Origin of the sequence: Pseudobacteriovorax antillogorgiicola (genome assembly GCF_900177345.1) — a bacterium.
In the GTDB taxonomy this organism is placed as follows: Bacteria; Bdellovibrionota_B; Oligoflexia; order Oligoflexales; family Oligoflexaceae; genus Pseudobacteriovorax; species Pseudobacteriovorax antillogorgiicola.
Genome location: NZ_FWZT01000003.1, coordinates 20094 through 46188, shown reverse-complemented (window position 1 = coordinate 46188; position 26095 = coordinate 20094). Strand labels below are relative to the sequence as shown.

The 26095-nt window shown below is 46.7% G+C and carries 20 protein-coding genes; 11 read left to right on the top strand and 9 right to left on the bottom strand.

The annotated features are described in order from the left end of the window. The first annotated feature begins 117 nt into the window (after positions 1-117). Positions 118-1011 (top strand): hypothetical protein, encoded by an 894-nt coding sequence (locus B9N89_RS04720; RefSeq protein ID WP_132316319.1) that lies wholly within the window; start codon positions 118-120, stop codon positions 1009-1011. A gap of 215 nt (positions 1012-1226) precedes the next feature. On the opposite strand, the gene B9N89_RS04715 is transcribed toward B9N89_RS04720, so the two are convergent. The 3 genes from B9N89_RS04715 to B9N89_RS04705 form a co-directional block, all read right to left on the bottom strand. Further along, entirely contained in the window at positions 1227-2828 is a 1602-nt protein-coding gene (locus tag B9N89_RS04715; protein WP_200820665.1) for a cation:proton antiporter family protein, read from the bottom strand. A gap of 273 nt (positions 2829-3101) precedes the next feature. After that, complete coding sequence (locus tag B9N89_RS04710; protein WP_132316321.1) at positions 3102-4361, bottom strand: hypothetical protein; 1260 nt, start codon at positions 4359-4361, stop codon at positions 3102-3104. A gap of 265 nt (positions 4362-4626) precedes the next feature. Beyond that, positions 4627-6156, bottom strand: coding sequence for a cytochrome P450 (locus tag B9N89_RS04705; protein WP_132316323.1), 1530 nt, complete (start codon positions 6154-6156; stop codon positions 4627-4629). Positions 6157-6263: 107 nt separating this feature from the next. Between B9N89_RS04705 and B9N89_RS04700 the strand changes: the two genes are divergently transcribed. The 7 genes from B9N89_RS04700 to B9N89_RS04670 all read left to right on the top strand — a co-directional run bounded on the left by B9N89_RS04700 (position 6264) and on the right by B9N89_RS04670 (position 13049). Next, the gene (locus B9N89_RS04700) at positions 6264-6422 is read left to right on the top strand and encodes a YqaE/Pmp3 family membrane protein (protein WP_132316325.1); all 159 of its coding nucleotides are present in this window, start codon (positions 6264-6266) and stop codon (positions 6420-6422) included. A 398-nt stretch (positions 6423-6820) separates the two neighbouring features. Further along, positions 6821-7711, top strand: a complete 891-nt coding sequence (locus tag B9N89_RS04695; protein WP_159455144.1) for a LysR family transcriptional regulator — start codon at positions 6821-6823, stop codon at positions 7709-7711. A 60-nt stretch (positions 7712-7771) separates the two neighbouring features. Next, entirely contained in the window at positions 7772-8539 is a 768-nt protein-coding gene (gene gloB, locus B9N89_RS04690; protein WP_132316329.1) for a hydroxyacylglutathione hydrolase, read from the top strand. 152 nt (positions 8540-8691) lie between these two features. Next, positions 8692-8934: a hypothetical protein gene (locus tag B9N89_RS04685; protein ID WP_132316331.1), complete on the top strand. Its 243-nt coding sequence runs from the start codon at positions 8692-8694 to the stop codon at positions 8932-8934. 273 nt (positions 8935-9207) lie between these two features. Next, complete coding sequence (locus tag B9N89_RS04680) at positions 9208-9987, top strand: DUF1295 domain-containing protein (protein WP_132316333.1); 780 nt, start codon at positions 9208-9210, stop codon at positions 9985-9987. Positions 9988-10051: 64 nt separating this feature from the next. After that, on the top strand, positions 10052-10837 hold the full coding sequence (locus B9N89_RS04675; RefSeq protein WP_132316335.1) for a substrate-binding periplasmic protein: 786 nt from the start codon (positions 10052-10054) through the stop codon (positions 10835-10837). Between the two features lie 247 nt (positions 10838-11084). Then, the gene (locus tag B9N89_RS04670) at positions 11085-13049 is read left to right on the top strand and encodes a methyl-accepting chemotaxis protein (RefSeq protein WP_132316337.1); all 1965 of its coding nucleotides are present in this window, start codon (positions 11085-11087) and stop codon (positions 13047-13049) included. A 17-nt stretch (positions 13050-13066) separates the two neighbouring features. Here the strand turns inward: B9N89_RS04670 and B9N89_RS04665 are convergent, their stop codons facing one another. Then, on the bottom strand, positions 13067-14971 hold the full coding sequence (locus tag B9N89_RS04665) for a cation:proton antiporter (protein WP_132316339.1): 1905 nt from the start codon (positions 14969-14971) through the stop codon (positions 13067-13069). 42 nt (positions 14972-15013) lie between these two features. Here B9N89_RS04665 and B9N89_RS31825 point away from each other — a divergent pair, with 42 nt between their 5' ends. Beyond that, positions 15014-15151: a hypothetical protein gene (locus tag B9N89_RS31825; protein WP_207912194.1), complete on the top strand. Its 138-nt coding sequence runs from the start codon at positions 15014-15016 to the stop codon at positions 15149-15151. Between the two features lie 4 nt (positions 15152-15155). On the opposite strand, the gene leuS is transcribed toward B9N89_RS31825, so the two are convergent. Together leuS and B9N89_RS04655 are read right to left on the bottom strand one after the other, a co-directional pair. Continuing rightward, the gene (gene leuS, locus B9N89_RS04660) at positions 15156-17582 is read right to left on the bottom strand and encodes a leucine--tRNA ligase (protein ID WP_132316341.1); all 2427 of its coding nucleotides are present in this window, start codon (positions 17580-17582) and stop codon (positions 15156-15158) included. A 152-nt stretch (positions 17583-17734) separates the two neighbouring features. Next, complete coding sequence (locus tag B9N89_RS04655) at positions 17735-19405, bottom strand: GIY-YIG nuclease family protein (RefSeq protein WP_132316343.1); 1671 nt, start codon at positions 19403-19405, stop codon at positions 17735-17737. Positions 19406-19767: 362 nt separating this feature from the next. Here B9N89_RS04655 and B9N89_RS04650 point away from each other — a divergent pair, with 362 nt between their 5' ends. Next, positions 19768-21120, top strand: a complete 1353-nt coding sequence (locus tag B9N89_RS04650; RefSeq protein WP_132316345.1) for a sensor histidine kinase — start codon at positions 19768-19770, stop codon at positions 21118-21120. Continuing rightward, a complete protein-coding gene (locus B9N89_RS04645; RefSeq protein WP_132316347.1) occupies positions 21110-21661 on the top strand; it encodes a response regulator transcription factor in 552 nt (183 codons plus the stop codon). Before B9N89_RS04650 ends, B9N89_RS04645 begins: the two co-directional genes overlap by 11 nt. A gap of 6 nt (positions 21662-21667) precedes the next feature. On the opposite strand, the gene B9N89_RS04640 is transcribed toward B9N89_RS04645, so the two are convergent. Genes B9N89_RS04640 through B9N89_RS04630 form a run of 3 tightly spaced genes read right to left on the bottom strand, consistent with a single transcriptional unit; the run spans position 21668 to position 25973 of the window. After that, positions 21668-24262, bottom strand: coding sequence for an ATP-binding protein (locus B9N89_RS04640; RefSeq protein ID WP_132316349.1), 2595 nt, complete (start codon positions 24260-24262; stop codon positions 21668-21670). Further along, a complete protein-coding gene (locus B9N89_RS04635) occupies positions 24259-25248 on the bottom strand; it encodes a type 1 periplasmic-binding domain-containing protein (RefSeq protein WP_132316351.1) in 990 nt (329 codons plus the stop codon). The genes B9N89_RS04640 and B9N89_RS04635 overlap by 4 nt, the downstream gene beginning before the upstream one ends. Then, positions 25245-25973 carry a hypothetical protein gene (locus B9N89_RS04630; protein WP_132316353.1) on the bottom strand — a complete coding sequence of 243 codons (729 nt, stop codon included), beginning with the start codon at positions 25971-25973 and terminating at the stop codon, positions 25245-25247. Before B9N89_RS04630 ends, B9N89_RS04635 begins: the two co-directional genes overlap by 4 nt. Between the last annotated feature and the right edge of the window lie 122 nt (positions 25974-26095).

Sequence of the window (26095 nt, the reverse complement as noted above, 5' to 3'; positions counted from 1 at the left end):
CATTTTGGTCAGGTGTTTCCACCTTTCCATCTTCGATCCATAGTTCTTTTCGAAGAGTCATAGAGCTGTTAGCATATTACCAGTACGCATGGCGTTCACCAACAGCTGAGATTTTATATGAAAAGTAGCATACTGTTGTTTTTTCTTTCAGTATCGACAAACCTTCTGCTCGCAAATGGATATGCGCCAGCAAAGAAAAACTTAGAGCTAGCTGAGAAGGCCTTTCACAACCAGGACTGGGATAAGGTAGAAAGCTATCTCGACGAAGTCGATAAGCTTCAAAATAATGAAATGTATGGAACCTTTGGATACGGAGCAGCATCAGAATACCTAAGAGCTTTACTACATATTGAGCGGGCCAAGAAAAGCCTAAGAAAGGCCATTAAGTTTGGAGGTGACGTTGATTTTAAGTTTGTCGATAAAAAGATAGGAGCTGTGAAGGAAGCGCTTGCCAAGCAACAGCTCAAGGTTTTAGAGACACAAATATTGACAAAGTTTGAAGATTCAATGACTCCCAGAAAGTTAAGTTACGAGATCAGTGTCGGAACTGTAGATGGTATTAAAGTTGGCTGGACACTCATACAGGCCAAGAGGTTCTTGCCGAAAGATGCAGAGTTAAAGCTGCAAGAACTAGGGGTCGATATTCCTGGAGTATCGGTTCAGCTTGGGGGGCAAAGCCTATTTGGCTTTACTTTTGAAAAAGTCAACAGTCTTGAGTCCATCAAAAAAGATTCGATTATAGATTCAATTAGAGTTTTTAGCCCCAAGTTTAAGTACAAGGGGGTCCATGTAGGTATGAAAGTTGACAAGGCTGCAAAAATCCTAGGACCTCCAGTCCTAACTTACTATCCGGAGATGGAGAGTAGAGAGTACTTAGAATTTCCCAAGACAGATATGGGGATATTCTTTAGAGTTACGGCTCCGCGTGGGTTAGCAGGGGTATATAAGGGAAAGACCAAATCTACAGAATTTCGCAAAGACGCGAAGATTCTACTGATCTCTGTGAATTAGTCATTGAGGTAGGATCGTTTACCAGCCCCCGGCTTTGGTATAATCTGCCTGACTAAATTGCTTCGATTTTCAAGGTTCATTATGGCATTCGACCATTCGAAGTACATTAGAACTACTCAGTGACACCTAGCTGTTCAAGGGCGATTGCTATTCTATAGCCAATGATGAGCTGATTCCACCGGAACCTCCACCAGCTCCTTGGACCTCACTACAGTTTAGGTGGCAAGTGCATCGATTCGCTTGAGAAAGTCTGCAGCAAACCCTCGTCCCGCTTCACCGTGAATGTCGAACGCAAAGACCACCCCTTGATCAATTAGAGGTGGAGCTTCGTCTTCATAGCGAATTGTTGCTGCAACTTGTCCGGTATAATGATTTTCACGGAGGCGCTGGGCTGCAGAAACATTAGCTTGTGGTGAAGGTAGAGCTAGGATGACCCAGTGTATCTGCCCCAATAGTTGATGGTTCTGGAGCCAAAAATCGGGATTTGTGCCGTCACCAATGATGACTTGGCGCTTTGCACTGCAATGTTCTTGGTTTTTTGTCTCGTCAGTGTCGAGCCCCAGTACTTGATTGGGGAGGTGTTCTTCGATGTACTCATAAATAGATGTTCCTACACGACCCATTCCGATTACCAATAGCCTTGCTTCGGGGGGAATCGCTTGCTTGAGAGGTGGGTCCGCAAGCTCTTGATTGAATCGCTTGAATAGGTGGTTCCAGCGGTTGTATAAATCGTCGCCACCTGTTGCTAAGGGAGCTGATATGATAAATGAAAATGAAAGAACGATTGCAAAGACAGCCATCCATGAAGGTGAGAGCCAGCCATTAGCCATAGCAATCGCACTTACTATGAGTCCAAACTCGCTGAAATTGGCGAGATTAAGTGAAGATTGCCATGACGTTCGAGAACGCAAACCAAAGATCGAAAATAGGATAAAGTATAGCACGGTCTTTAGAGGTAGAACCATTAGGATGCATATTGCAATCAGAAGCTCTTGCAAGCCCGGTAATGCTGTCATACCAACTGTTAAAAAGAATCCCACGAGAAACAAGTTTTTGAACCCAAGGAGTCCCTTGGATAGCTCCTCGGACTTGGGGTGGCCGGAAAAAAGTATGCCTATAATGAGAGCGCCAAGGTCTCCCTTTATATCAACATATTCGAACAAATCTGCACCGCCGACAGCTAGCGTCATCCCAAATAACAACAGGAGTTCACCATGACCGGAGCGATCCAAGAGAAAATGCAGAAAGTGTCTTAGGGGAATTAATAAAGCCAGTGCCAGAGCCCACGGACTAGGCCATTTGCCAGCTGAAATCGCAAGGAAGGCAACAGCTGCAATATCTTGGACGATTAGGACACCAATGGATACGTTGCTGTGCCGTGTGCTAGCCGCCCCCATTTCGTCGAGCACTTTGACTGCGAAAACTGTACTGGAAAACGAGAGTGCGAAGCCAAGCAAAAATGCAGTGGGTGTATCGAATTTGAATTCGAAAATTAGGTGCAGAATGGCTAAGAATCCAGCCATGGTCAGCGTCATGATTACCAAATGGCTTGCTGCCACCCCCCAGACTTCTTTCGCTAATAGGGATCTTAGCTTAAGTTTAAGCCCGAGGGTAAATAGTAAGAGCGTGATTCCTAAATCAGCCGTAATGCGAAGGAACTCACTTTCCTTGACTCCAAATACGTTCAGGATAAATCCAGCGATAAGAAAGCCAACCAACGGAGGAAGTTTAAGTAAAGTTGCTAGAAGGCCGCATAAAAAAGCGATGATTAACCACAGCGGGTCTTGTGGGTGTATGGTAAGAAGTATCGAGTCCATGGGAATGCTCGTCATTTATGATTGCTTTCTTTTCTCCATGAAATTTACGTAGCAGGAATTGGGCAAAGAATAAATGACTTCTTAGTGTATTCCTTTATGGATCAGGACTAAATAAGGGCTCTGGGACATGCCACCTAACAGACTGACCCAACTGCGCGTTAAACCAAAGAAACCCAACTTGCTCAGAAAGACACCCCTGCCGCCATGGGCAATGCCTCCGTACTTATACACTAAATAATTTTAAGCATTGACGAGACAACGTACCCATCAGACTTAGAGAATTGCGTCAGCTACTAAGAAGTCCGCTCCAAGCTTATGTCTCAAGCGGTTTGCTCGATCCATGTTCTTTTGGATCGCGGCCTTGATCCTTGCGCAACGTTTTTCTAGCCTGTCAATACGTTTATAGATACGATAATCCGACTCAAATCCAAGGCTTTTTCTCTGATGCCCCGTCATCTTTCTAAGCTCAGAATAGCTCTTTTGAGAGGTGATCTCAGACTTGAGCGCTAAGATCTCAGCTTGCTTACGGAGCAGCCGGCTAAATTTTCGATAGAGCTGTTCACTCTTTCGTACTAACTGAAAAAAATATTTTAACTGTTTACCTTCAATCTTATTGATATCAATGCCCTTGAGAAAGCTAGATTGCAGATCTCTTCCTTGTTGCTGAGAGCCTCTTGGGTTCCAAGGGCTTTGATCAATTTCTTTGGAAACATTTATTGCATAACACGATGCGCTCTCATAGCCGTATTCAGCAGTTACCGGAAGGTCGTGATCCAAAATCACCAGCCCATTTGCGACTGTTTGGCAAGTGTCAGCCACTGAGTCGTTGTCACTATCGATCCACCAGACACGGCCATAGTGATAAAAATCATAGACCTTGGTTTTTTCCGATTGTCCGATTTGAATTCGAGCTTCTTTTACAAGAAGGTATTCGTCGACAGATGGGTCCTCAGGTTCAGGAGGCATTGTCGTGTTGGGAGACTCATTAGAAAGCACCTCCTCCGCATCTTGCGGTGCCTCCATAGGGTCGTCGACAAAAGACATATTAAACGAATAGTAGACACTATCACTAGGTAAAACAGGACTACTCAACTGAGATAGTACCTGAAATTTTATTAAGTCGTCGGTAGGAGTCGCGTAGGTGGCTTGGTCCCCCTCAGCAAAGTCGGTAAACGGCTCTAAAGCTACAAGATCAACGCCTTGCAATGCGACATTATAGAGCTCAACTCTGCAACGCTGATCACTTTCAAAGACTGTGACGGCCTCAGTTTCTGCATCATTAATATCGTCGTAAGAGGCACCTGAATTACATGACACCAACCGAAACTTTAGGCTTAATTCGATACTAGGATGTAGTTCATCTTGCGGCTGAACTACGAGCGGTATGTTGATTTGGGTGAAGACCCCCTCAGCATTAGTAGAGTTTCCAGTCAATTCTTCGGAGCCACATTGCTGAACAAGAGGCGGTCCGATGAGAAGGGTTGCAATCGCAATTGTTGTAAATGCAGTGTTTCTAAGTATGAATCGAGACATGGTATTGGCCTTCTGTTAAAGGATCAGTTCTCTATCCAATTAAGTCTCGGTTAACTGTTCTGCTGCACACAATGTACCATCTATGTTCTTGACGGCAAACGGCGAGTTTCACTTAAAAGCTGGGTAAGAATTGTAGTCATACCTTCCTTACCCCGATTGTTGTGACGCAAATTAGCCCAATAACCCGCTTATTGTGAGAAATGGCTCAGCAAGGCCTGAGAAAATTATGGTCAGTTCGATCTTAGTCCGTGTTTGTAGGCGTTGATCATCGGCGCTTACGCACTCGACAATAGAAATTCTTTGGCTTAATGGTAAGGCTATGATCAATTTTAAGTTCGTAACAAGGGTCTCCCTCGATATCGAAGAAATACAGAATGTAAGCTAGTGCAATCTGGGCCTCTGTCATGGCAAAGTGTTGACCAATGCAAGATCTCTTCCCGTTACCAAACGGGCGATAGCCATGGGCTGGTCTAACACGAACTGCTTCCGGGGCAAAGCGATCAGGATCGAATCGTTCTGGATTTTGACCCCAAATTTTAGGGTCTCGGTGCAGGCCAGCTAAGAAAATAAAAAACGTATCGTTTTTACGGGCTCGATAGCCGTTCCTCAGTATGGTTTCTTCCTTTGGGCCAACCATGAATGCCGGAGCAGTCGACCACAGTCGTAGACTCTCATTCAAAATTTGTTGGAGGTACGATAGACGGCTCAGATCTTGAAAGCTTAGATCTCGATCACCCTCGGCAAAAACCTGGTCCACTAGAGTCCTTGCCCGGTCTAAGACTGTTTGATGCTTGCTTAGAAAAAAGAGGGTAAACGATAATAAGCTGCGAGTGGTTTCGTGGCCTGCGATCAAAAAGCTAATCAACTGGTAGCGAATGTTTTCTTCACTCAATTGCGAACCATCCTTCGGATCCCGTCCGTGAAGCATCATAGCGAGGAAGTCGTGATGATTCCATTCCCCCTTTGCTTGTCGTTCTTTTACGATACGATCGAAAATCTTAGCTGTGGCCTCTTGGTTTAATCGCATTCGCTTGTTTGCGCCTGGCCTTAATCGATTAATAAATGGCGGTAGCTGATGGCTTATCGTTGCTTCACTGAGTATGGAATCTATGGTTTCGATGAACTCATCTAAACGTTCTTTTTCGAAGCAGTTAAAGCTATAGTTGAAGCCACATAAACCGATAATCTCAATAGTGAGTCGTGTAAAATCGGTGTTCACGTCCAACCATTCTCCCTCTAGCTTGGCCCAGCGATCCACCAGCTTTCGGGTGGTCTGGATCATCACGGGGAGATAGTGGCTCATAGCTCGACGGCCAAATCCGGGCTTTAGAACTCTATGTGCCCGTGCCCAGTTCTCTTCATCATTTCTCGCTGTGATGAGGCCGTCACCAGCTATGGGGCGGATTGAGTCAAGTATTCCGACAACCCTCTTTTCAAAGCGATTCTCGTCGAGCAGTTCTTCAACAATGTCACTGTCGGTCACAACTACGACACTGTCTTCATACAGCTGTAGGCGAAAGAGTCCACCATAGCGACGACAAAGCTGGATCATTCGCTCAAAAGGGTTGCTACTTAAAACGTAGGGGATGTGCCCAATAAGCGGGAATGGTCTGGGGCCCGGAATGTCTTTGACTTCTGTTTCTGTTGGTATGAGTGTCATATCTATCTGCGTGTAGTTATTGAAATCAATTTCGATAACTAGCAAATGAGGATTAAGCAAGCAAGCGCGAGACTTGTGGCGTTTGCTTTCAACATAGCAGAGAATGGAATTGACCTTGCCCAAATCCGATTGCATCTTCCGTTTGGATCGAATGTTTATTTGACATATTCTGACTCAGGTATAGAGCTTGCAGAGACAGGGCGAGTGAAACGACTTTAACAAAAATCACTAAGGGGTGATGTATGGACCTGATTAGAATTATATTTGCGGTTATCTTACCTCCACTTGGAGTTTTTCTTCAAGTCGGCCTAGGAAAGCACTTTTGGATCAATATTATTTTAACATTGCTTGGCTATATTCCTGGTATTGTACACGCAGTCTGGATCATTGCTAAAAAGTAGCTGTAGAACTCTAGGTGGCGAGAGGGCTTTAGGCTTATCAAAGCGATTAAGATTAGCCCGAAAAGCAGAAACAAAAAAGGGAGAGCGCTTATCGCGCTTTCCCCAAAATCATCACTTCCCTACCAAGTGATGGAGTCTTAATGACTTATTTAGTCTTAGAGGTGCCCAAAATAAGTGGGATGCCTATAAATGTCAAGATCATCTTTCTTCAATCCCTCGATTTCTGTTCCTAAAACGACATACCCTATGAAATATATAGCTCTTTTTCCGTCGTGATGAAAGGACAATAGATATTTAAAGTATGTCAATAAATATAAGATAAAGGCCAGATGTTTCCTTCCATTTGGAAATTTGTGTTCAATTATTTTAGGTGGATACAACTGTTTCGGAGGGATTCTATGACTTTGGACCAGCTCAAGGTGCTTTTGTGTATCATCGATACAGGAAGCTTCCGGGGGGCTGCGGAGAGACTCCATCGAGCGCAATCTGCGGTTAGCTACGCAATCAAGGCTCTTGAGGATGAACTTGGCTTTAAGTTGTTCGATCGCAACCGTCATCGCTCCGAACTAACAGCCGAAGGCCGTATGCTCTATCAGCGAGCCTTAGCATTGGTTGAGGAGTCCGACAATCTGGAGCGTTTTTGTCGAGGGTTGGCCCAATCTCAGGAGCGAGAACTGCGGCTTCGCGTTAGCAGTTTATGCCCACTCAAGCCCCTTTCACGGGTTTTTTCAAATGTGACTCATCAGTTTCCGGAAGTCAGCTTGGATCTAAATGTCTCTGACTCGGAAACAATCGTGAGAAGTCTCCTGGCCAGGGAATTTGACATCGGTATTAGCCATCACAAGCACCTGGTTGAAGGGCTCGAAGTGCTGCCTTGGGGCTCGATCGACTTGGTGCCGGTAGCGGTGCCCCATTGCCCTCTATCGAATCACCTGTGGGCAGAGTCACTGCCACAAATCACTTTGGATCATCAGAAATCTACGCCAGATTTGGATGGTGATTACAATAGGATGCAGCCTGGCAAACTTTGGCAGGTGAACCAGATGTCATCTCAGCTAGAGCTTATTCGAGAAGGCTTAGGCTGGGGTTTTGTACCCCATTACAAAGTAGCTCACGACTTGCGTGTCGGTAGTCTGATGTTGCTGGATATTTCCAAGCCAGTTGAGGTTAGTTTCTTTTTATATCGCAATCGTCACGAATTGCTTCGGGAAGCTGCGCAAAGCCTCTGGAGTCAGCTAGAAACTTTAAGCTTTAGTGCCGACGCAAGAGTGTGCCATGCTTTGGCCTGATGACAAACACTCTTTTTTCGTTCAGAATGTGGGCCGATTGCTGAAAGATAAGGAGGTCCTGTGTCGCTTGACGTTTACCAGCTCCCGGTGCTTGAAGACAACTATATTTATATTCTCAGAGACTCAGAAACAGGGTGCTGTGCAGTGGTTGATCCTGCTGAAGCTGAGCCTGTTGAGTCCTTCCTCGACAATCAAGGTTGGGGGTTGGACGCGATTTGGGTGACCCACCACCATTGGGATCATACCGGCGGGATAAAGGCATTGGTCGACCGTTTCGATGCTGATGTTTGGGGGTCTAAGGAAGATCATAAACGCATCCCAAACATCAAGCACAAGCTGTCGGAGGGTGACCGACTCACCTTGGGAGCTGTGGAAGCTGAAGTGATTGAGGTTTCTGGTCATACCGTTGGGCATATTGCCTTCTGGGTTGAATCTGAAAAGGCACTTTTTTCCGGTGACACCTTATTTTCACTAGGTTGCGGTCGGCTGTTTGAAGGAAGTCCTCATCAGATGTGGGCCAGCCTAAAGAAAATTAGAGACTTACCAGACCAAACTAGGGTGTATTGCACCCATGAGTATACAGCCGCTAATGCAAAGTTCGCTTTAAGCCTCGAACCAGATTCCGCTGCTCTGAAAGGCTATGCCCAAGAAGTGCATCAGCTTAGGGCTAGTAACAGACCCAGCATTCCCTGTATTCTGGGCCGAGAGAAGCAGCTCAATCCCTTTCTCAGGGCTGATGATAGCAATCTAGCCAGCTCACTCGGTCTGAGGGTGACGTCGGAAACGGATGTTTTCGCAGCGATTCGTAAAAAAAAGGATGAATTCTGATTTAGCGTAACGTTTTTCACATTTTAGAAGAGTTCAGCGAAGAAAAATTAGTACCCGAAACACTAGCTGTTACAGATAGATACCACATTTCCTTAGTCGTTCTGAACAAGGCTCCGATCGGGTTAGTAAGCAAAACATCGGAGAAAATATAGATGAGAAAGCTAGTGGCTTTTGCCGTGCTTGATGCGGCCGTGGCATTACTTTGCAAAGATTATGTAGTCGAACTCGCATTCGCTGAACCAACTAATGTCCAAGCTGAGTTGGTGTATTTTAATGCTGAAAGTGAAAGTTGCGAATTTGTGAATTCCGGAACCGAGTTACCTCTACCAGCAAACCAAGTTGCTGATGAAACCATCTGCGCAGGCTATAATCCTAATGGGGAAATCCTACTCTAGCTAGGGATTTCCCGCAGCTTATTTTCCTAAACGCCTCCTTTTTTTCATACGTGCCGCATGTTTGCAATCCTTGCGGGCCTTTCCTTAATTCTGTAAAACAATAGAGTCGGGCTCAAAATTAACTTCACAGTCAATCGATCTTGGTCATCACGATGCTTCGGTGCTCAATTACCTCTGTAAACTCCGCTCCGATTTGGCTTTGAATCCTGTGTGATCAATGGGAAGGGAGTTTTTTGAGCCGGCTCATAACGGATCAACTTGATGGAGTGCTTCATGAGTGGCGACTTGCTATTAGATTGCGTTCTAAGTTCCGCAGCCCTGTTCTTTTTGTGTTGGTTGGTGAGTCTCATTAAAAAAGACGCCAGTATTATCGATTCTATTTGGGGCTTATCTTTTGTGGTTCATGCTCAAGTCGCTTTTTGGCATTGGAGCTTGCCTAGTTTAAGTCAGTTCGTAATGATTACCTTAGTAACCCTTTGGGGGCTTCGCCTCAGCTACCATATAGCGGTGCGAAGCATTGGCAAAGGCGAGGACTATCGCTATCAGGCGATGAGGGAGCGGAATAGCCCTGGTTTTTGGTGGAAGAGCCTAGTTTATATCTTTGCCTTTCAATGGCTTTTGTCGGTTGTGATATCAGCACCTCTTTTTTGGACCATGACACAAGATTTAAGCGAGGATCACAGCTGGTTGGTTATTCTGGGTTCGATTATCTGGTTGCTAGGTTTTGGATTTGAAGTGGTCGGTGACCGTCAGCTTAAGGCCTTCAAGGCGAACCCTGAAAACAAGGGGCAGGTTCTCGATTCAGGCTTGTGGGCCTTGACCCGGCATCCCAATTACTTTGGAGATGGGTTACTTTGGTGGGGCTACTATGTCTTGGCTTTGGCAAGTGGCGGCTACCTTACATTCTTCGGTCCACTCATCATGAGTATATTTTTAAGAAAAGTATCGGGAGTTGACTTATTGGAAAAGCGACTCAAGAAAACCAAGCCTGGGTTTGAAGAGTATATGAAGACGACACCAGCATTTATTCCTGACCTAAGGAAGCTGTTGTGAGCGATGTTCATGGTATATTGATAGGGCAACCTGTTTTTTGCTACATCGACTAGGGGTTAGAATCATGGAATACCTTGCTTCATTTCTCGACCACTTGCCTTGCCGAACCAAAGCCTTGGGGCTCGTTATATGCCTTTTATGGGTTGGTGCGGCCGAGGCTCAAGATCAGGAGCTACGATTGGTGACAACCAACTGGGCTCCATATATGGCAGACAATATTCCTGAGCAGGGGTTTTTAGGTAAAATTGTTCTGACTGCATTTCAAAAAGCGGGTTACCAAGCAAAAATTGAGTATCTCGACTGGTCGCGAGCGATTAAGCTCACGGAAAAGGGCAAACGAGACGTTCTTGTCGCGGCATATTATACGAAAGAGCGGGAAGAGGATTTCCTCTATTCCCAGCCATTTTTTAGAGTCAATACGTTTTTTGTAGCTAAAAAAGGCTTAGGGCGTTCGAAATGGAAGGACTTGAAAGACCTAACACCATATAAAATAGGTGTGAGTAAAGGGTATGCAACAAGCGAAGAGTTTGATCGGGCGAGTTTTTTGCAGAAGCGGGTAGCCTTAGACCCGTCCAAGAATCTAGAGGTTCTCCACAGGGGGCGAGTGGACTTGATTGTCATGGCAGAGGGTGTTCTTGAATACGAAATTGATCGAAATCAAAGCCTAAAGCAGGGCGACTTTAAGTACTTGAAGCCACCAGTAAAAGTAAATGACCTATTTCTGTTAGCACCCAAGGCGAAGCCACATAGCAAAAAAATATTAGAAGCCTTCGACGAGGCCTTAGCGGGTATGCGAAAATCAGGCGAGTATGCTGCAATTCTAAAGGAATTCAAGGTTCCGACTCAGTAGATTAACGCCCCACCGGTCGTCACTAAAACTATAGGGTTTGGTCCGATTTGGTAAGAATTCGGCCTTGCATTCATGGATACCTCAATAGATCTACCTCTCGTGGGTATCCTAAGGCTAGGGAATTGGCTTAGGTTTTGAGAATGATCCAAACCTGTCTCGAATTCGACTAAGTGGTGAAAACTTCTGTAGACAATCGAACGAATTAAGTTTTCTCCGAGCGCACCGACAATTGGGGCTGGAGGGAAAGATGTCTGTAAGATCTTGGTCTCTCAGCCGGAAAGTAGGTTTTTCACTACTTTGTCTGAGTGGGTTTTCAATTATAGGCGCAGTTCTTGGGGTTTGGTACTCGTTGGAGCTGTCGGATGCCTATGAAAGTACAATTATCGAAGTCGAGTTGGCGAGTTCTGAGCTGGCGATTATCGAGTCGAGTCTCCACGAAGTTCAAGCACTAGAGTTAGCAACAGACGGTGCGCGGTTGGAGCAGCGCCTAGGGGTTATCGAGAACCACTTTTCCAAGATAAACCATGCCATTGAAATTCTCAGCGAAGATCGGCAAAACGGAATCAATCAAGTCTACATCCAGTCATTCGCAAAAGCGTCTCAGGCCTACCGTGAGATTATCAGTAATCAAATTCAATATAAGGACCTTGAAGGCAGCCTAGACGAAGGGCTGATAGGTGCGCTTACGAAATCAGCAAGCAGCATGGCAAGGGCTATTGAAAAGAGCCAGTCTTGGCGCAAGAACCAGGCATTGGTTCATCTTTTGCGGATGAGAGAGCAAGAAAAGAATTTTCAAATATTTCGAGATGACAAGTGGTTCATACAAGCTGAATCTCTTGGTAAGCGATTCCAGAGCTTCTTGTCTCAGGACTACACATTTTCACGGGGAGAGCGTCGGCAGCTGAAGCGCCTCAGTCAAGGCTATTTAGAACAGTTGAATCGACTGAAAAAAAACCATGGTGATCTGCGTCGGGCGCACGAGGGGCTTGTCGAAAAGCGTCGTCAGCTCATCAACAACTTGAAGCAAATCAGAACTGACGTCCACGAGTTTGCGGAAAATAGAATTGTTCAAAATCAAGCTCTGAAGGTTCAGCTTGAGATTTTTTATGTATTCATCGTTGTTTTGATACTTGTGATTTCAATTCTATCCACTATTGCCGTGATGCGCATTGTCAAAGACCTTGGTGTTACCAGCCGGAAGCTTCGAAAGGCCAATCGAGCGAATCGTCAATCCAGTTCAGAGCTTGGAGATGCATCCCGAGTCTTGAGCAGTGCTGTGGTTGAGCAAGGGTCTGCCATACAAGAAACCGTGGCCACTCTGAACGAGATCACGGCAATGGTTCGGAGGTCACTGGATCATGCGGAGAAAGCCGCCCAGAATTCCAAAACGAGTCACGACATTTCCCATGAAGGGCGAGAGGTGGTCGCAGAAATGCGGCAGTCCATGTTAGAGATCAAGTCGTCTCTTGAACAATTGAGTGAACAGTCGAGCAAAAATAATGATCGAATGAGTCAGACTGTCAAGATCATTCATGAGATCCGCAGTAAAACTGGTGTGATAAATGACATCGTCTTTCAAACCAAGCTGCTATCATTCAATGCATCCGTTGAGGCGGCTCGCGCTGGAAAAGAAGGGCTTGGCTTCGCTGTGGTAGCTCAGGAAATTGGCAATCTGGCGACTTTAAGTGGCAAGGCAGCCAAGGATATCAGCAGCCTTCTCCAGCAAAGCCAGGAAGATGTTGATCAGATAGTGCAGGAATCTAGAGCGTCTCTTACGAAAGTGATGGCTGAAACCAGTGCCAAAGTTGATGCTGGTGCAGGAATATCAGATCGTTGTGAGTCCATTCTTGCCGAAGTTGTTGACCACGCAACCCATGTGAATCGATCCATGGAAGAGATCTTAGAGGCCTCGCGGGAGCAGGCTGAAGGGATTCAAAACATATCGCAGGCTATGGATGAGATTGATAGTGCTACTATGGAAAACTCAGAGATTGCCGATCGAACAGCCTCTGCTTCGTTGCAGCTCGATCGACAGGCGCAGTATATGAGCAGGGAACTTGGCAAGCTTGAGTGTGCGGTTCTCGGTGGAAAGCCTCAACCTGGAAAACAAGCGACAAAACCTCCTCCTAAGCCACCACACCATTCAAAACCTAAGAGTAAGATCAGAGAGCCTCGTGTGGGGTTGGAGAACGACTTTCGCCAAGCCTCCTAGCCCCTGTTTAACGTTTGTTAGTGATCCGATTCCGGAGAAACCAACTTTAAGTCATCGATCTTAGTAGCTTCAAGGCGTGATATTTTATACTCGGCGAGCCAGTCAAGGACGTTTTCTTCTGTAAGATCGGTGTAAACTAATGCGAAGAGTTCTTGGTTTTCCCCGATTTCCATGCCATCGAATGCTGGCTCCCAATATCCCTTCGGTTTGGCGGCCAGAAACAAGACGGAGCGATCGTTGTTGGGGCCATCTGCAATATTATCTGACGAGAGTTTGAACTTAGCGCCTTGCTCTGTCCGTAGTTTCCAGACCACTGCTGTGCCTTGAGAAATTCGATGGAGCCATAGGTTAAAATCGGTCCGGCAACCGAACAAGGTTCGAGCCTCCATAGATTTTACAACCTTTTCGTCCACATGCGAGTTCCGCTGGGTGGCGATGCACACGCGGATATTGTGGTCAAAATCCTTGGTCCGCTTTAGGGCCATGATATTGAGGTCATTGTTCGGCGTAGAAGCGATCACAGAGCGCCGCACATCAATACCTGCTCTCATAAGAACCGATTCCTCCAATGCATTGCCATAGATCACTCGAAAGCCCTCTTCAGATGCTTCGTAGAAACTAGCGCTATTAGAATCGACCAGCACAACATCTTCTTTGTTAAACGATAGAATTTTAGCTAGTACCCGCGAAACCTGGTTGGCTCCGATGATTACGTAGCCCCAATTGCTCTTACGCCTCACCTTGAGCAACGAGGCGATAGGCCCCGCACTTAGGCCTTGCATCACAACTGTAGAGGCAATGACCAAAAATACCAGCGCTCTCATCTCTGTGCCCCCGCCGATTTCGGCTCGACTTAAGTCAAAGGCAAATAGGGATGCAACAGCAGCGGCGACGATTCCTCGCGGTGCTAGCCAACACATAAACAGTCTTTCATTCCAGCTGAGGCGGCTCCCACGGGCGGACCAGAGAACGTTTATGGGGCGGACGATAAAGATCAAGCTCAGCACGACGCCGATTCCTGGCCAACCCAAGGCTATGACATCTACCATGCGAATATCCGCAGCTAGGAGAACGAATAGGAAGCCAATTAACATAATGGTAAGCTGTTCTTTGAAATGCAACAGCCGGTGGGTGGCTGGTAGTTTCATATTACCAACAATGATTCCGGCTACGGTCACTGCCATGATCCCACTTTCGTGAAGCACCTGATTACATACCTCGAAGAGTAGAATCACAAGAGCCAGCGTATACATGTTTTCTAGATCTCGGGGGATGAGCTTGTTCAGTTTTAAGGAGTAGCCAATGAGAAAGCCACCTGCCACTCCCGCTAAAAAGCCAAAGGCCAAGGTAGAGATCAGAAATAACATGGTATCCCAGAAGGCATCGGTCGCTTGACTGCCGATGACGAAATCTAATGCCGCCACAGCAATGATCGCTCCAACGGGGTCGATAAGCACACCCTCTGCCTCTAAAATGGTATGGAGGCGGCGATTTGCTTTGATACGCCTCAGCAGTGGAGTGACGACAGTGGGGCCTGTTACGATGACAAGTGTTCCGAAGAGAAGGCAAATCTGCCACTCCCAGCCCATGATATAATAGCAAGTCAGAGATGCTAGGACAGCAGTGATGATCGCTCCTGAGCCTATCAGCCTTTGGATGACAGTGGCCTGTCGCCTAAGTCGTCGTACTTCAAGTTGGAGTCCCCCTTCGAAAAGAATGACAGCCACTGCGAAACCAACGATGGTTGCTAAAAGATTGCCGAGTCGTGATGGGTCAATCAACCCAAGTCCATCGGGACCGATTGAGACCCCAAGGAATAGAAGTAGGATGATCGCAGGGATCTTTAAGTGCGAGGCCAGTGTCTGGCCAAAAATCCCAACAGCCATAGAAATGATTACAGTAAGAGTTCCGGTTTGCTTCATAGCTCACAATTCTCCAGGTAAAGGCTTCTCCGGCAGCATATCATGAGCCTTCAAACCTTGCCAGACTCAGTGAAGGATAAGATGCGTCTAGGCTTCTCTATTGGCAAGAAGGAGCACCATGTTGTTAGATTGAAGTCATTGGCTTGGGGGGTGAGGATAGGAGTCGATCTCCTATCCTAGTAGCCTATTTGGCGACAAAGTTCACAATCTTTCCTGGTACAAAGATCTCTTTCTTGATCTCCTTACCATCTAGAAACTTAGCGACAGCGGGTACAGCCTTAGCCATCGCAAGGACTTCATCCTGGGCCGCATCCTTGGCAACTTCAATGGTGCCTCGAAATTTACCGTTGACTTGCAGTGAAACGGTGACCAAGTTCTCTACACACAAGGCAGGATCGTATTGTGGCCACGGCTCGTAGCTGATGCTCTCGTCGTGTCCGTAGAGAGACCATAGCTCCTCTGCAACATGTGGCGCATAAGGACTAATGAGGCGAATCATGGTTTCGGCGCTTTCCCGACGAATTCCCGCATCCTCTTTATAGGCTAGGTTGCTTAGCTCCATCATGGCAGAAATCGCGGTATTAAAAGCCATCGCTTCGGTGTCTTCACTCACCTTTTTGATGGTTTTGTGAAGTGCTTTTGTGAAGGCTTCCGACTCGCTACCCTGGGTTTGCTTGGCGTGACCATCGTCATCAACTAGCAATCGCCAAAGGCGTTTGATAAAGCGTGAAGTGCCGTTGATCCCATCAGTTTTCCAAGGTTTCGTTGCTTCTAAAGGACCCATGAACATTTCATAGAGTCTGAACGCATCGGCTCCCCACTGTTCAATCACATCATCGGGGTTTACGACATTGCCTCGGCTCTTGGACATCTTTTCGCCATTTTCGCCAAGGATCATGCCCTGATTGACTAGCTTCTGGAAGGGCTCTTTAGTGGAGACAAGACCAAGGTCATACAAGACCTTATGCCAGAATCGGGCATAGAGTAGGTGAAGTACAGCATGCTCGACGCCACCCACATAAAGATCTACTGGCATCCAGTAGTTTTCTTTTTCCTTACCCCAAGGCGCTTCATCGTTGTTAGGATCGATGTATCGTAGGTAGTACCAGCACGATCCTGCCCACTGAGGCATCGTATTGGTTTCGCGAGTGTAGGTTTTGCCATCTTTTTCGTAAGTGAGCCATTCTTTGGCATTGGCCAATGGCGGCTCACCATCACCTGTTGGCTTGAATTCGCTCATATCAGGAAGAACAATGGGTAGTTCAGATTCTTCAACAGCCACCTCTTTGCCATCTTTGTCGAGGGCAATTGGCATCGGCTCTCCCCAGTAACGTTGCCGGGAGAACAGCCAGTCACGAAGCTTGTAAGTTACAGTTTTCTTACCGAGAGACTTATCTTCAAGCCACTGGCTCATGGCGGCAATACCATCGTCTTTTGACTTGCCATTTAAGAAATCTGAGTTGACGATGGTGCCGTCGCCAACATGAGCTTCGTCTTCGATATTTTCAGGTCCACCTTCAAGAACTCGCTTGATGGCGATGTTGTACTTTTTTGCGAACTCATGATCACGCTCATCGTGGCCAGGAACAGCCATGATCGCTCCGTGGCCATAGCTTGCGATGACATAGTCAGCAATGTAGATCGGTAGCTCTTCGCCATTAGCGGGATTGATTGCATAGGCCCCAGTGAAAACTCCTGTCTTCTCAGTCGAAGTCATGCGATCTCGTTCAGAACGATTTTGAGCCTGCGTGACATAATCTTCCACCACCGAGCGTTGTTCTGCGCTACTAATCTTTTTCACTAGGCTATGCTCCGGAGCAAGCACACAGAAGGTAGCTCCGAACAGCGTATCCGGCCGGGTAGTAAAAACAGTGAAATCTGAGTCACAGCCTTTTACGGCAAACTTTACTTCTGCGCCGACGCTTTTACCTATCCAATTACGTTGCATGTCTTTGATGGACTCGGGCCAATCCAACAGGTCAAGGTCTTCAAGGAGCTTCTCTGCGTAAGCTGTGATTTTGAGTACCCACTGGCGCATCGGCTTTTTGATAACAGGGAAGTCTCCGACTTCAGACTTGCCGTCGATGACCTCTTCGTTGGCAAGCACTGTACCCAGCGCCGGGCACCAGTTCACTGGCTCCCAAGACTGGTAGGCAAGCCCTTGTTCGTAGAGCTTCAAAAAGATCCATTGGGTCCACTTATAATACTTTTCATCGGTGGTGTTGATCTCGCGATCCCAATCGTAGGACAGGCCTATCGATTGAATCTGACGACGAAAGTTATCCACATTGGTTTTGGTCGTGTCCTTGGGATGAGTTCCGGTTTTTACTGCGTGCTGTTCGGCAGGTAGTCCGAAGGCGTCCCAGCCCATTGGGTGGAGAACATTGAACCCTTTCATTCGCTTGTATCGGGCGACGATATCTGTAGCTGTGTAGCCTTCCGGGTGACCAACGTGCAAGCCAGAACCAGAGGGGTAGGGAAACATATCCAGAACGTAGTACTTTGGTTTGCTTCTATCATCCGAGGTCTTGAATGTCTTGTTTTCAAGCCAAAATTTTTGCCACCGTGATTCGATCGCTTTATGATCGTACTCAGAATTCTTCACAGACATGCCTAATTAACGCCTCCGTCAGGGTTCAGTATCAACTTGACTAAAGTCAATATCATAGAAAGTCCGAAGGTAGGAAGCTTCTCTATGGAATTAATTCGGAAATATCAGCAATTCACCAACTTCTTGTGCAGGAATATACGTAAAAGTGGCGGTTAAGCCAAGAAAGTGGCTACGGATGAGGGCGTGATGGGTGATTGGTAAGGAAGGGCAATATGAAAGTCTTGGCCATGCCTCCATAGCCGCCTCATATGCTGGTACAAAAGGGCTCCCTGATCGTAGCTCGTCACTGACAGAGGCTGCGCCAAGGGAGCTTTTGGGGAGTTTGGAATCGCTGGCTTTTTAGCAGGATAGTGAATTTCAAATTGGCCTTGTCCGACTCTTAAATCTGCCCAACCACCAGTCTTCCTTTCAAATATCCAATGGCTGTGATTGAGTTGCCGATAGATGAGGGTTTGTCGGCAGCGATGTAAGGTTTGCAGGAGCCATTGCCAAAGCTGTTCGCTATATTCGTCTGCAGTCGGGGCTTGCTGCTTTTGGTCTGGAATCTTCGGTTCAATTTCGATCTCGTCAGCTTTCGTCTTTTGCTTCTTGTCTTCCAGTTCTCGTTGGTGATCGATGCGATACTTGCGCCATGCAGCAAGCATTTCTTTATGACGACCAGTTGTGGTCAAAGCCGATAGTTTGCCATGGAGTAGCCGTAGGGTCTCGTGAATGAAGGCATCTTGATCATCAGTGCCTGCTACGGGCCAGGGCAAGGTGAAATCATTTTGGATGGTATTGGTGCAATGTCCCATAAAGTGCCAGAGAGTCACAAACCTTGTTTTTTGTTCGAGCCCTGTGAAATAGCCCACAGTGATAGCCGATGTTTTTGTTAGGCCGAGTTCTTGGCTGGTCAATGGGGTAATCGTCCGTTGCTCTGTTTTTAGCTGTCTATTGTAAGGGGGCTCGTAGGTTTTTATGGTTCGGTTTTCAAGGAGCAGAGCTTCAAACTCGCTCCTTGCTTCCAACCAATCAAGGCCTTGAACCTGACTCAACATCTCGTTCAAACGGCTGCCCTTGCTGGTTCGTCCGCGAAAGTAGGAGTTGACCCGATTCTTGAGGTTTTTGGCTTTCCCCACATATAAGACCCGCCGTGATCGGTCGTAGAATCGATAGATTCCTGGGGTGCTTGGGACTCCGAGTCGAATTTCTGGAGATATGATCTGACCGAATTTCTTGATCGCGGGCTGAACTCGCTGGATAGATTTCTTTGCCATAAGTTTTTGGAAGTCGTGAGGGCTTATTCCAAGGCTGGCCATGCGTCGAAGTAGCTCTTGCCACACGATTACAGTGCCGTTGAGGTGGTCATTAGAGCGTTTTTTTTCTTCCATGGAGTGGCCGAGGAATCCTGCCACAGCGCGGAGGCTATAAGACGGCAGGTTCTGAATCAGCAGCTTTGAAAAACGGTGGCTGCATAGAATGTTTAGCTGCGACCAATCGAGATCGGGTAGCAGGCCCTGGAGAAAGCGGCGCTCAAACTGAGCGTAGTGAATCACAATAGTCAGCCTGGGGTTTTCTTTGAGCTTGCGACCAATTGTGTTTGCTAAGTCATCCTCAGAAATTGCCGTTTCGTGGTTCCAGGCATCCACTTCGATACCTGTAAGCTTTCGAATTTGTCCCGTGATTTGCGGCGGCTGGTCGCCGATAAGAGCGCATTGCTGTGTTCCAGAAACAACGGCACCTTTTTCATCTCCTACAGCCCAGGCTGCCTCAAGTATCCTGCCATGCTTCGGGCTGGCATGGGTCGTTTGGCAATCGAAGTAAAGATATGGTTGGCAGGTCATGGAGTCTGCGCTCCGAGAGAGTCATCGATAGTAAGATCCTACAGAAAACTTAGTGACTTGGCAAAAGCTCTCACGCTGAGTATGTCGTATGGACTGGTGGCCACAATAGGAGGCGCTGTCCCTGAGCGGTTAATCGTCTATAAAAACGGGGAAAGCTGGTTCGACCGGTGCGTCTGTGCACCGTAAAGCTCTTTAACTGACGTGCCTCTCCGAAAGAGAGGTTCGTTGCTTCCGTCGGAAACCAGTCTCTCGAAAGCACCGATGACGACTAGGTTTACATATATAGAATTGTGTGTGGACGCACGTAACCAAGCCACTCGTGCTTTATTCGATTAGGCTCGAATTTAACATTGGGGAAACAATTGACTCTTGCTAAGATGGGGCTTCCAGTGGGGAGTGCGGAAGTTGAAGACGATGCGGAAAGGAGCTTGCGGTTGAAACGTTGGCTGGAACAGCTCAAGAATCCTGGTGAAGATATCGATTTGCTGCAATGGTTTACTCGCCTACGGTGGTTGGTGAGTATATTGCAGTTTATCAGTCTTATTCCTGCACTGCTTCTCGGCTTTGTCGATCAGAGCAATATTCTCTGGTACATTTTCGTGATGGGCTTGGTTCCTCTATACAATGTGATCTTTAATTACATTTATAGGAAAGATTCACCTTGGGACTTCCATCCAAGGCAGCTGGTACTTGTCGGCCTATATTTCGATCTGATCCAATTATCAACTCTACTCGCCATGACAGGCGGTTGGAATAATCCATTTAGCTCTCTGATCTTTATTTACGCGACGCTCGCGTCGATGGCCTTGCGATCACAGCACTCGATGATCTATGGATCGGTGTTAATCGTCGACATTGTTCTGCTACAAAAAGTGTTTCGAAGGGACATTCCCAACGCCGTTCCCTGGACCCAGCCATTCGTTGACATGGTGGTCGAATCTGTGGTCGGAGTGAGCTTAATGATGATTTGTGGATCGTTGATTACGAAGCTTTTTCAGCAGGGCGAGCAGGTGGAGCATCTAAAGCGAGCCCGGTTGCGCATGGATCGATTGCGTGCGATTGGAGCCATATCGTCTGGCGTTTGCCATCAGCTTGCGACTCCGCTCAATAACATTGGCATCAGATTCGACCGAATTAAGCGGGATTATGAAGGCACCGATGATGACCTCATCGACAATATCGAATCGATTCAGGTTTCTCTGAAGAAAGCACAGTCAGCGTTGAAAAAGCTGGCGGATATCCAGGTAGATCCTGAGAAAACAGTTTTGGAAACGGTTGATTTCGGTAAGTTGATCGATGAAACCGCTGACTCTTGGCTTAGAAGCGAGAACAATGGTCGGATTCGGATACGGTCTCATGATTTTCCGACCTACATGGTGGCACTGCCTGTTGGTGCTGTCACCCAGGTGGTACTAGATCTATTGGATAACGCCGCCGAAGCCATGGATGATAAGTGCGGTTGTGTACGCCTGTCGTTGAGCCACGATGATAAGTACATCACATTTTCAATCGACGACGAAGGCCCTGGGTTTCCTCCAGAAGTTTTGGAATATTTTGGCGAACCTTTTAACTCTCAAAAAGTTGGCGGAAGTGGGCTTGGAATCTATCATGCCCAGCTTATTAGCCAATTGCTTGGTGGGCGCTTGGACGTCGAAAATTTAGATAAAGGTGCAAGGATTTCATTTAGAATATCGAGGAAGAATTATGGAAGATAATGCAAGACCAAAATTGTTGGTTCTAGAGGACGATGAGGATTTTCGCGAGAGCCTTATCCTTGAACTCGGAGCGCGAGGCTTTGAGGCTTATGGGTCTGATAATTGGAAAAACCTCGACAAAGATAGGCTGGAATCCACTCAGTATGGCTTAGTTGATCTGAGACTTAATCAGGACTCTGGTCTTGAATGTTTGAAACGGCTCAAAGAAGGTCGCCCCGACATGCGGGTTGTTCTCTTTACTGGCTATGGAACCATTTCCACAGCGGTAGAAGCAATGAAATTTGGTGCTGCGAACTACCTAACGAAGCCAGTTTCTATGGACCAGGTGGTAGACGCGCTTTTGGATGTTGTGGAAGAGGACGATCCCGTTAAGAACGAGACAGAGTCTGGTGAGCGCATTAGCCTTGCTAGGCGTGAGAGCGAATACATCGAGTATGTTCTTGCTAAATGCAATGGCAACATTACCCACGCCGCTGACTGGTTGGGAATTCGTCGCCAAAGCTTGCAGCGAAAGCTTAAAAAGTTCCCACCGAATCGCTAAGTTCAGTTAAGAGCTTTTTTGATGGTGGTCATTGCTCGCGTGCAGTGGAATAGTCATTTGAAAGTGGATGGGAAGTCGATCTTCGGCCGTATTCTCATCCACTTTAACGGCAATAGAGCCTCCCAGAGACTCTAGTTCGTGTCGCACGATGTCCATGCCCATGCCACGGCCCGAAACATCAGTAGCAGTATCACTGGTGCTAAAACCAGGTTCAAAAATTAAGTCTGCTACTTCCTGAAGACTTCTCTGATCTAATGCTAGACGGCGCTCTTCGGCTTTGGCCCTAATTTGCCGAAGAGAAATTCCTTGTCCATCATCCCGGTAGTGAATTCGCAAAAAATGATCATAGGGCTCGAATGTGATCGATACCACGATTTGCTGATCGTCGTCGGATTTACTGAGCCCATGATCGATAGAGTTACGAATCAGGTGAGTCAGGCAATCTCTGACTTTAAAGTAGCGATGGGCCTCAAGGAAAATAGGAAAGGGTGCCTGCCAATGCACGGTAACTCGATCGGATGCACGGTGGGCGTCGATCAAACGTTTGCAGTACGGCGCGAGAATTGCTGTATAGATCTTTTGGCCATGAATGACTTCATCGAGCATCTGGTAGTCAATATCCTGCCAATGATTGAGTTCGAGCAAAAGAGTCACAGATTGTAGCTTAAGATCATCATAGCCTTCTAATCCACTATCTCGCTTTAAAACTTCATTGTGAATACGGCTATACTCCTCCAGGCAGTGTGAAACGTCTCTCATGGCAGGGAGAATATCCTCCCGCGTGGTGGTTTGGCCATCGATAATTCGCTTGAACGGAATCTCCGCTTCGTGAACCACTTGGGATAAGATGCGAAGGCCGATAGTTGCGGCGTTACCTTTAATTGTATGAAGCTGACGAAAGATGGTTTTAGCATCCTGTAACGAGGGTGTGCTACTCTCTGAAATGACTTGCAATGCATGATGCAAAGTATGAATAGCTTGGTCAATAAAGGTTATGAATGAACGGCTTTCTGTTTCAATCATCTCTTCGATGTATTGAATAACCTTTTGCTTCTCGACGCTTTCACGTTGTAGCTGTCTTAACTCGGTAACGTCGTGCACGGTCACCAGAATAGCAGCAACGCAGTCGCTATCATCTTCGATCATATTCCACTCGATTTCGATAATTTTGCTTGAGCTGTCACCCCGTTGGTAAATGATCTCTTTGGGTAATATGTGGGCATTGGCGACAAAGTTTAATGTATTTTCATTGAGAGAGGCGTTTAGCAATGAACGGACGGCCAATTTTGCTTCAGGTCTAAGATTTGAGTGGTCAAGAAGCAGGCTATCTATGGTTTCTCCTGCAATCAAGTCTGTCTCTAGAATCAGGCATAGCTTGTGCGAGTGCTCGTCGAGAGCCTTGTAACGACGTCCTATCACGAAAACGCCTTGGTTGATGTGATCCAAAAGAACTTTCATACTACGATTTGTTTTTGCTAGTTCCATCAGGGTCTCATTAAGCCAGTGAGTCCTTTCATCGACCATAGTTTGAAGGTTTTCTGTGTAGTCCTTGACTTCAATTCTCATTTTCTCAAAGGATGCAGCGAGCGAACCTAACTCGTCTTGTGTTTCAGGAACAATGCTATCACGGTAGTTCCCTTCTGAGATTCGCTGTGCAGCTTGTTGCAAATTTAGAATCGGCTCTATAAATCGACGAGACATCAAAAAGCTAATGAAGATTGCAACGGTCACAGCGCCACCTAAGACCACAAGGGTCAGGATGATGGAGTTGCGGATTGATTCTTGAGTTGCATCAACAGACGAACGTTTTATGTTGGCAATCCTGTTTTGTAGATCCTGTAATTTATTTTGTGCCAGCTGTTTTTCCGTTTGAACAGCAGTTTGCAGTCCTGCTAAGGAGTAGTGATACCTTAGGAAACCAATGGGCTCACCATCCTCCATAAGTTCACGAAGATCATCTTTTTCTCCCTCAAAAACTGGAATCGAGATCTCATAAACTGGAATTGGCGGACCGCTTTGCTCCAGTTTAAGGGTTCGACGATGCATCGACAGTCCCTGACTTGCCATAATTTGCGGTGCGGTGTGGTCAGGAACCCGCAGAAACTCGCGCCCTTGCTCGTCGTAGGAAATCCAGGCCTTAGAGTCCTGATCATAGAGGGTTTGGTAGCTAATCGGTTGTGTGAGGTTCGCTTGTTTAAGAAACCAAGCCTTTGCCCGCCCATCCTCTACTGAGAAAAACAGTGCCGATACGATATCTGCGTCGATCGCTACAATTTCGTCAAGATAGGTATTGATGGAGGAGTGGGAGTTTTCTAAAAAAGGGACCTTCAGGACGAGAGCGTCGCGAATGATGGTGTTCTTGGCCTTCCTTAGGGCTTGCTCTTCAAAAATAGCCTTTATCTTCGCACGAGTTTCTTCCGACCCGGCGAGCAATTGATTTTCCATAAGTTGAAATTGTTTGCTTGATTCATCGCTAAATTGTTCTACCAGCTGACTTATGGAAAAATATAGGCCCACAGAAATAAAAAGGGTCGAGAGCAACACCACCGAAAGTGCAAAACCGATAGTCTTCGCTCGGATCGAGTTCGAAAGGCTCATCATTCGACCACCTCGATCGAGCCTTCCTGTTCCACCGAGAATTCGAAGTCGATGGCCTGAGCCTTACGCTTATTGATGGTAAATTGAGGGGAGAGCAGATACTCAACACCAAGTTCCTTGGGGTGGTGACCTTCATCTAGTATGAGAAGTACCTGGTCGGCAATCTGGGCACCGAGATCTTTGAGGTCTGGGGTTGCTGCGAAGGTACAGAAGTCGAGATCTGGCTTTGCGAGGTACTTCAAGCCGCAAACAAAGGGAATGTCCAGTTCCTGAGCTTTAGGAAGCCAAAGGTCGCGAAAGTTATTGCGATTCATTAGGCGGTTGTCGGACATCACCCATATTGCATCGAATTGTTTTTTGCCGTGACGGGTACGAAGGGTTTTCTTGAGGGCGCGGTTCAGTGACTCGCTATTTCCCATATATTGATCAACTGCGAATCCAGATAGAATGATCTGCTCCCGCTTCAGTTGGTGTCGTGCATCGGCAATAAAGGCTGCAAATTCATCCTTGCGATAAACGGTGAGCACTCGCCGGATAGGCTTCTTACTGATGGATCGCAAGGCTACAATCGATGTGTAAATAGGCACCTCAAAGGCGACCCCTGAAATGAAATTTGAAGCTTGCAGGACATGTTTGAGATTTAATCCCATAGTCGCCACCGCAAAAATGGGATTCGCTGCCTTTCTGTTATAACGCTGGGCGAAGTCAATTGAGGTGTTATCCAGCAGAATCAGTAGCTGTGGCTTTCGTTGGTTGATTTCCGCTTTGAATCGATCGTAGTCCGGTTTTGGTTTAAGAATAAAATCATGGAGTTGATACGAACCTAGCTCGACTTCTAATATCTTGTAGAAGTCTTCGAATAATTGTTGTTGTTGACGAACAACAAGTATTGTCGGCTTCGTATCGCTGTAGAGAGCTTGAGGCGCGAGTATTACTATGCCTGCAGTCAGCAATAAGCAAGTAGTAATGAGTCGCTGGAGTGTTCTCATCGTGATGTCCCTCCTTCGGATGTGATCCGCTTCAGATCATCCACCCCTAAGGCTTGAAGGGTTGCTTTTTTAAGGTTTGCAAGAGTGGTATTGAGAGGGCTTTTATGGCCCTTCTTAACAAAGATCTTTGGCAGAGCCACAGGCTCCGATTGATCGATTAAGATCGGCGTGGCCTTTGAATCTTTGCGGATGGTTTCTAAAACCTGGGGATCGATCATGATGACTTCCACATTACCTAAGGCTAACATGGGGTATAAATCCTTGAGCTTGCCGCTGAGCTTAATTCGCTTGAATTGGTATTTCGGGAAAATAGATTTCGCGAATTGATTCATGTTGCGTCGGCCCAACTCATCGAAAGCTCCAAGGATTGGCGGAGAGCTCTTGATATCCCGCCAACGCTCTTCCAAGGTGATAATTTGATATCGAAACGTAGCAGCTCCCTGCCTAGTCAATTGAAACAAGGCCTCATATTGGTCCGATCTAACGGGATATCGAGAGGGTAAGATGGTGAAATCAAACTTCTCGAACTTTGCCGCTCGATCGAAGTCTCGCTGGCGAGAGAAGACTAGTATGCGATGGTCTTTGAGTAGGGGGTCTTGCCTTAAGTTGCGCTTCAGTTGCCGAGCTTGGGTCATGCTTGATGTAAAGACGCCTAAAGTCTCACCAAAGCTTGGAAGGCTGGCAATCAAATTCAATAGGAGAATGGTGTAAATTTTGAGTTTCACCAAACAAAAATCCTTAAGTTTAAGGCTACTTATTGAGTTTCGGAAACGAACGGAGGGGAGACTAGGAAAATAAAGCCTCCCGAGAGGGAGGCAGCAAGGTGCGGCTGATCCGCTATTGGGAC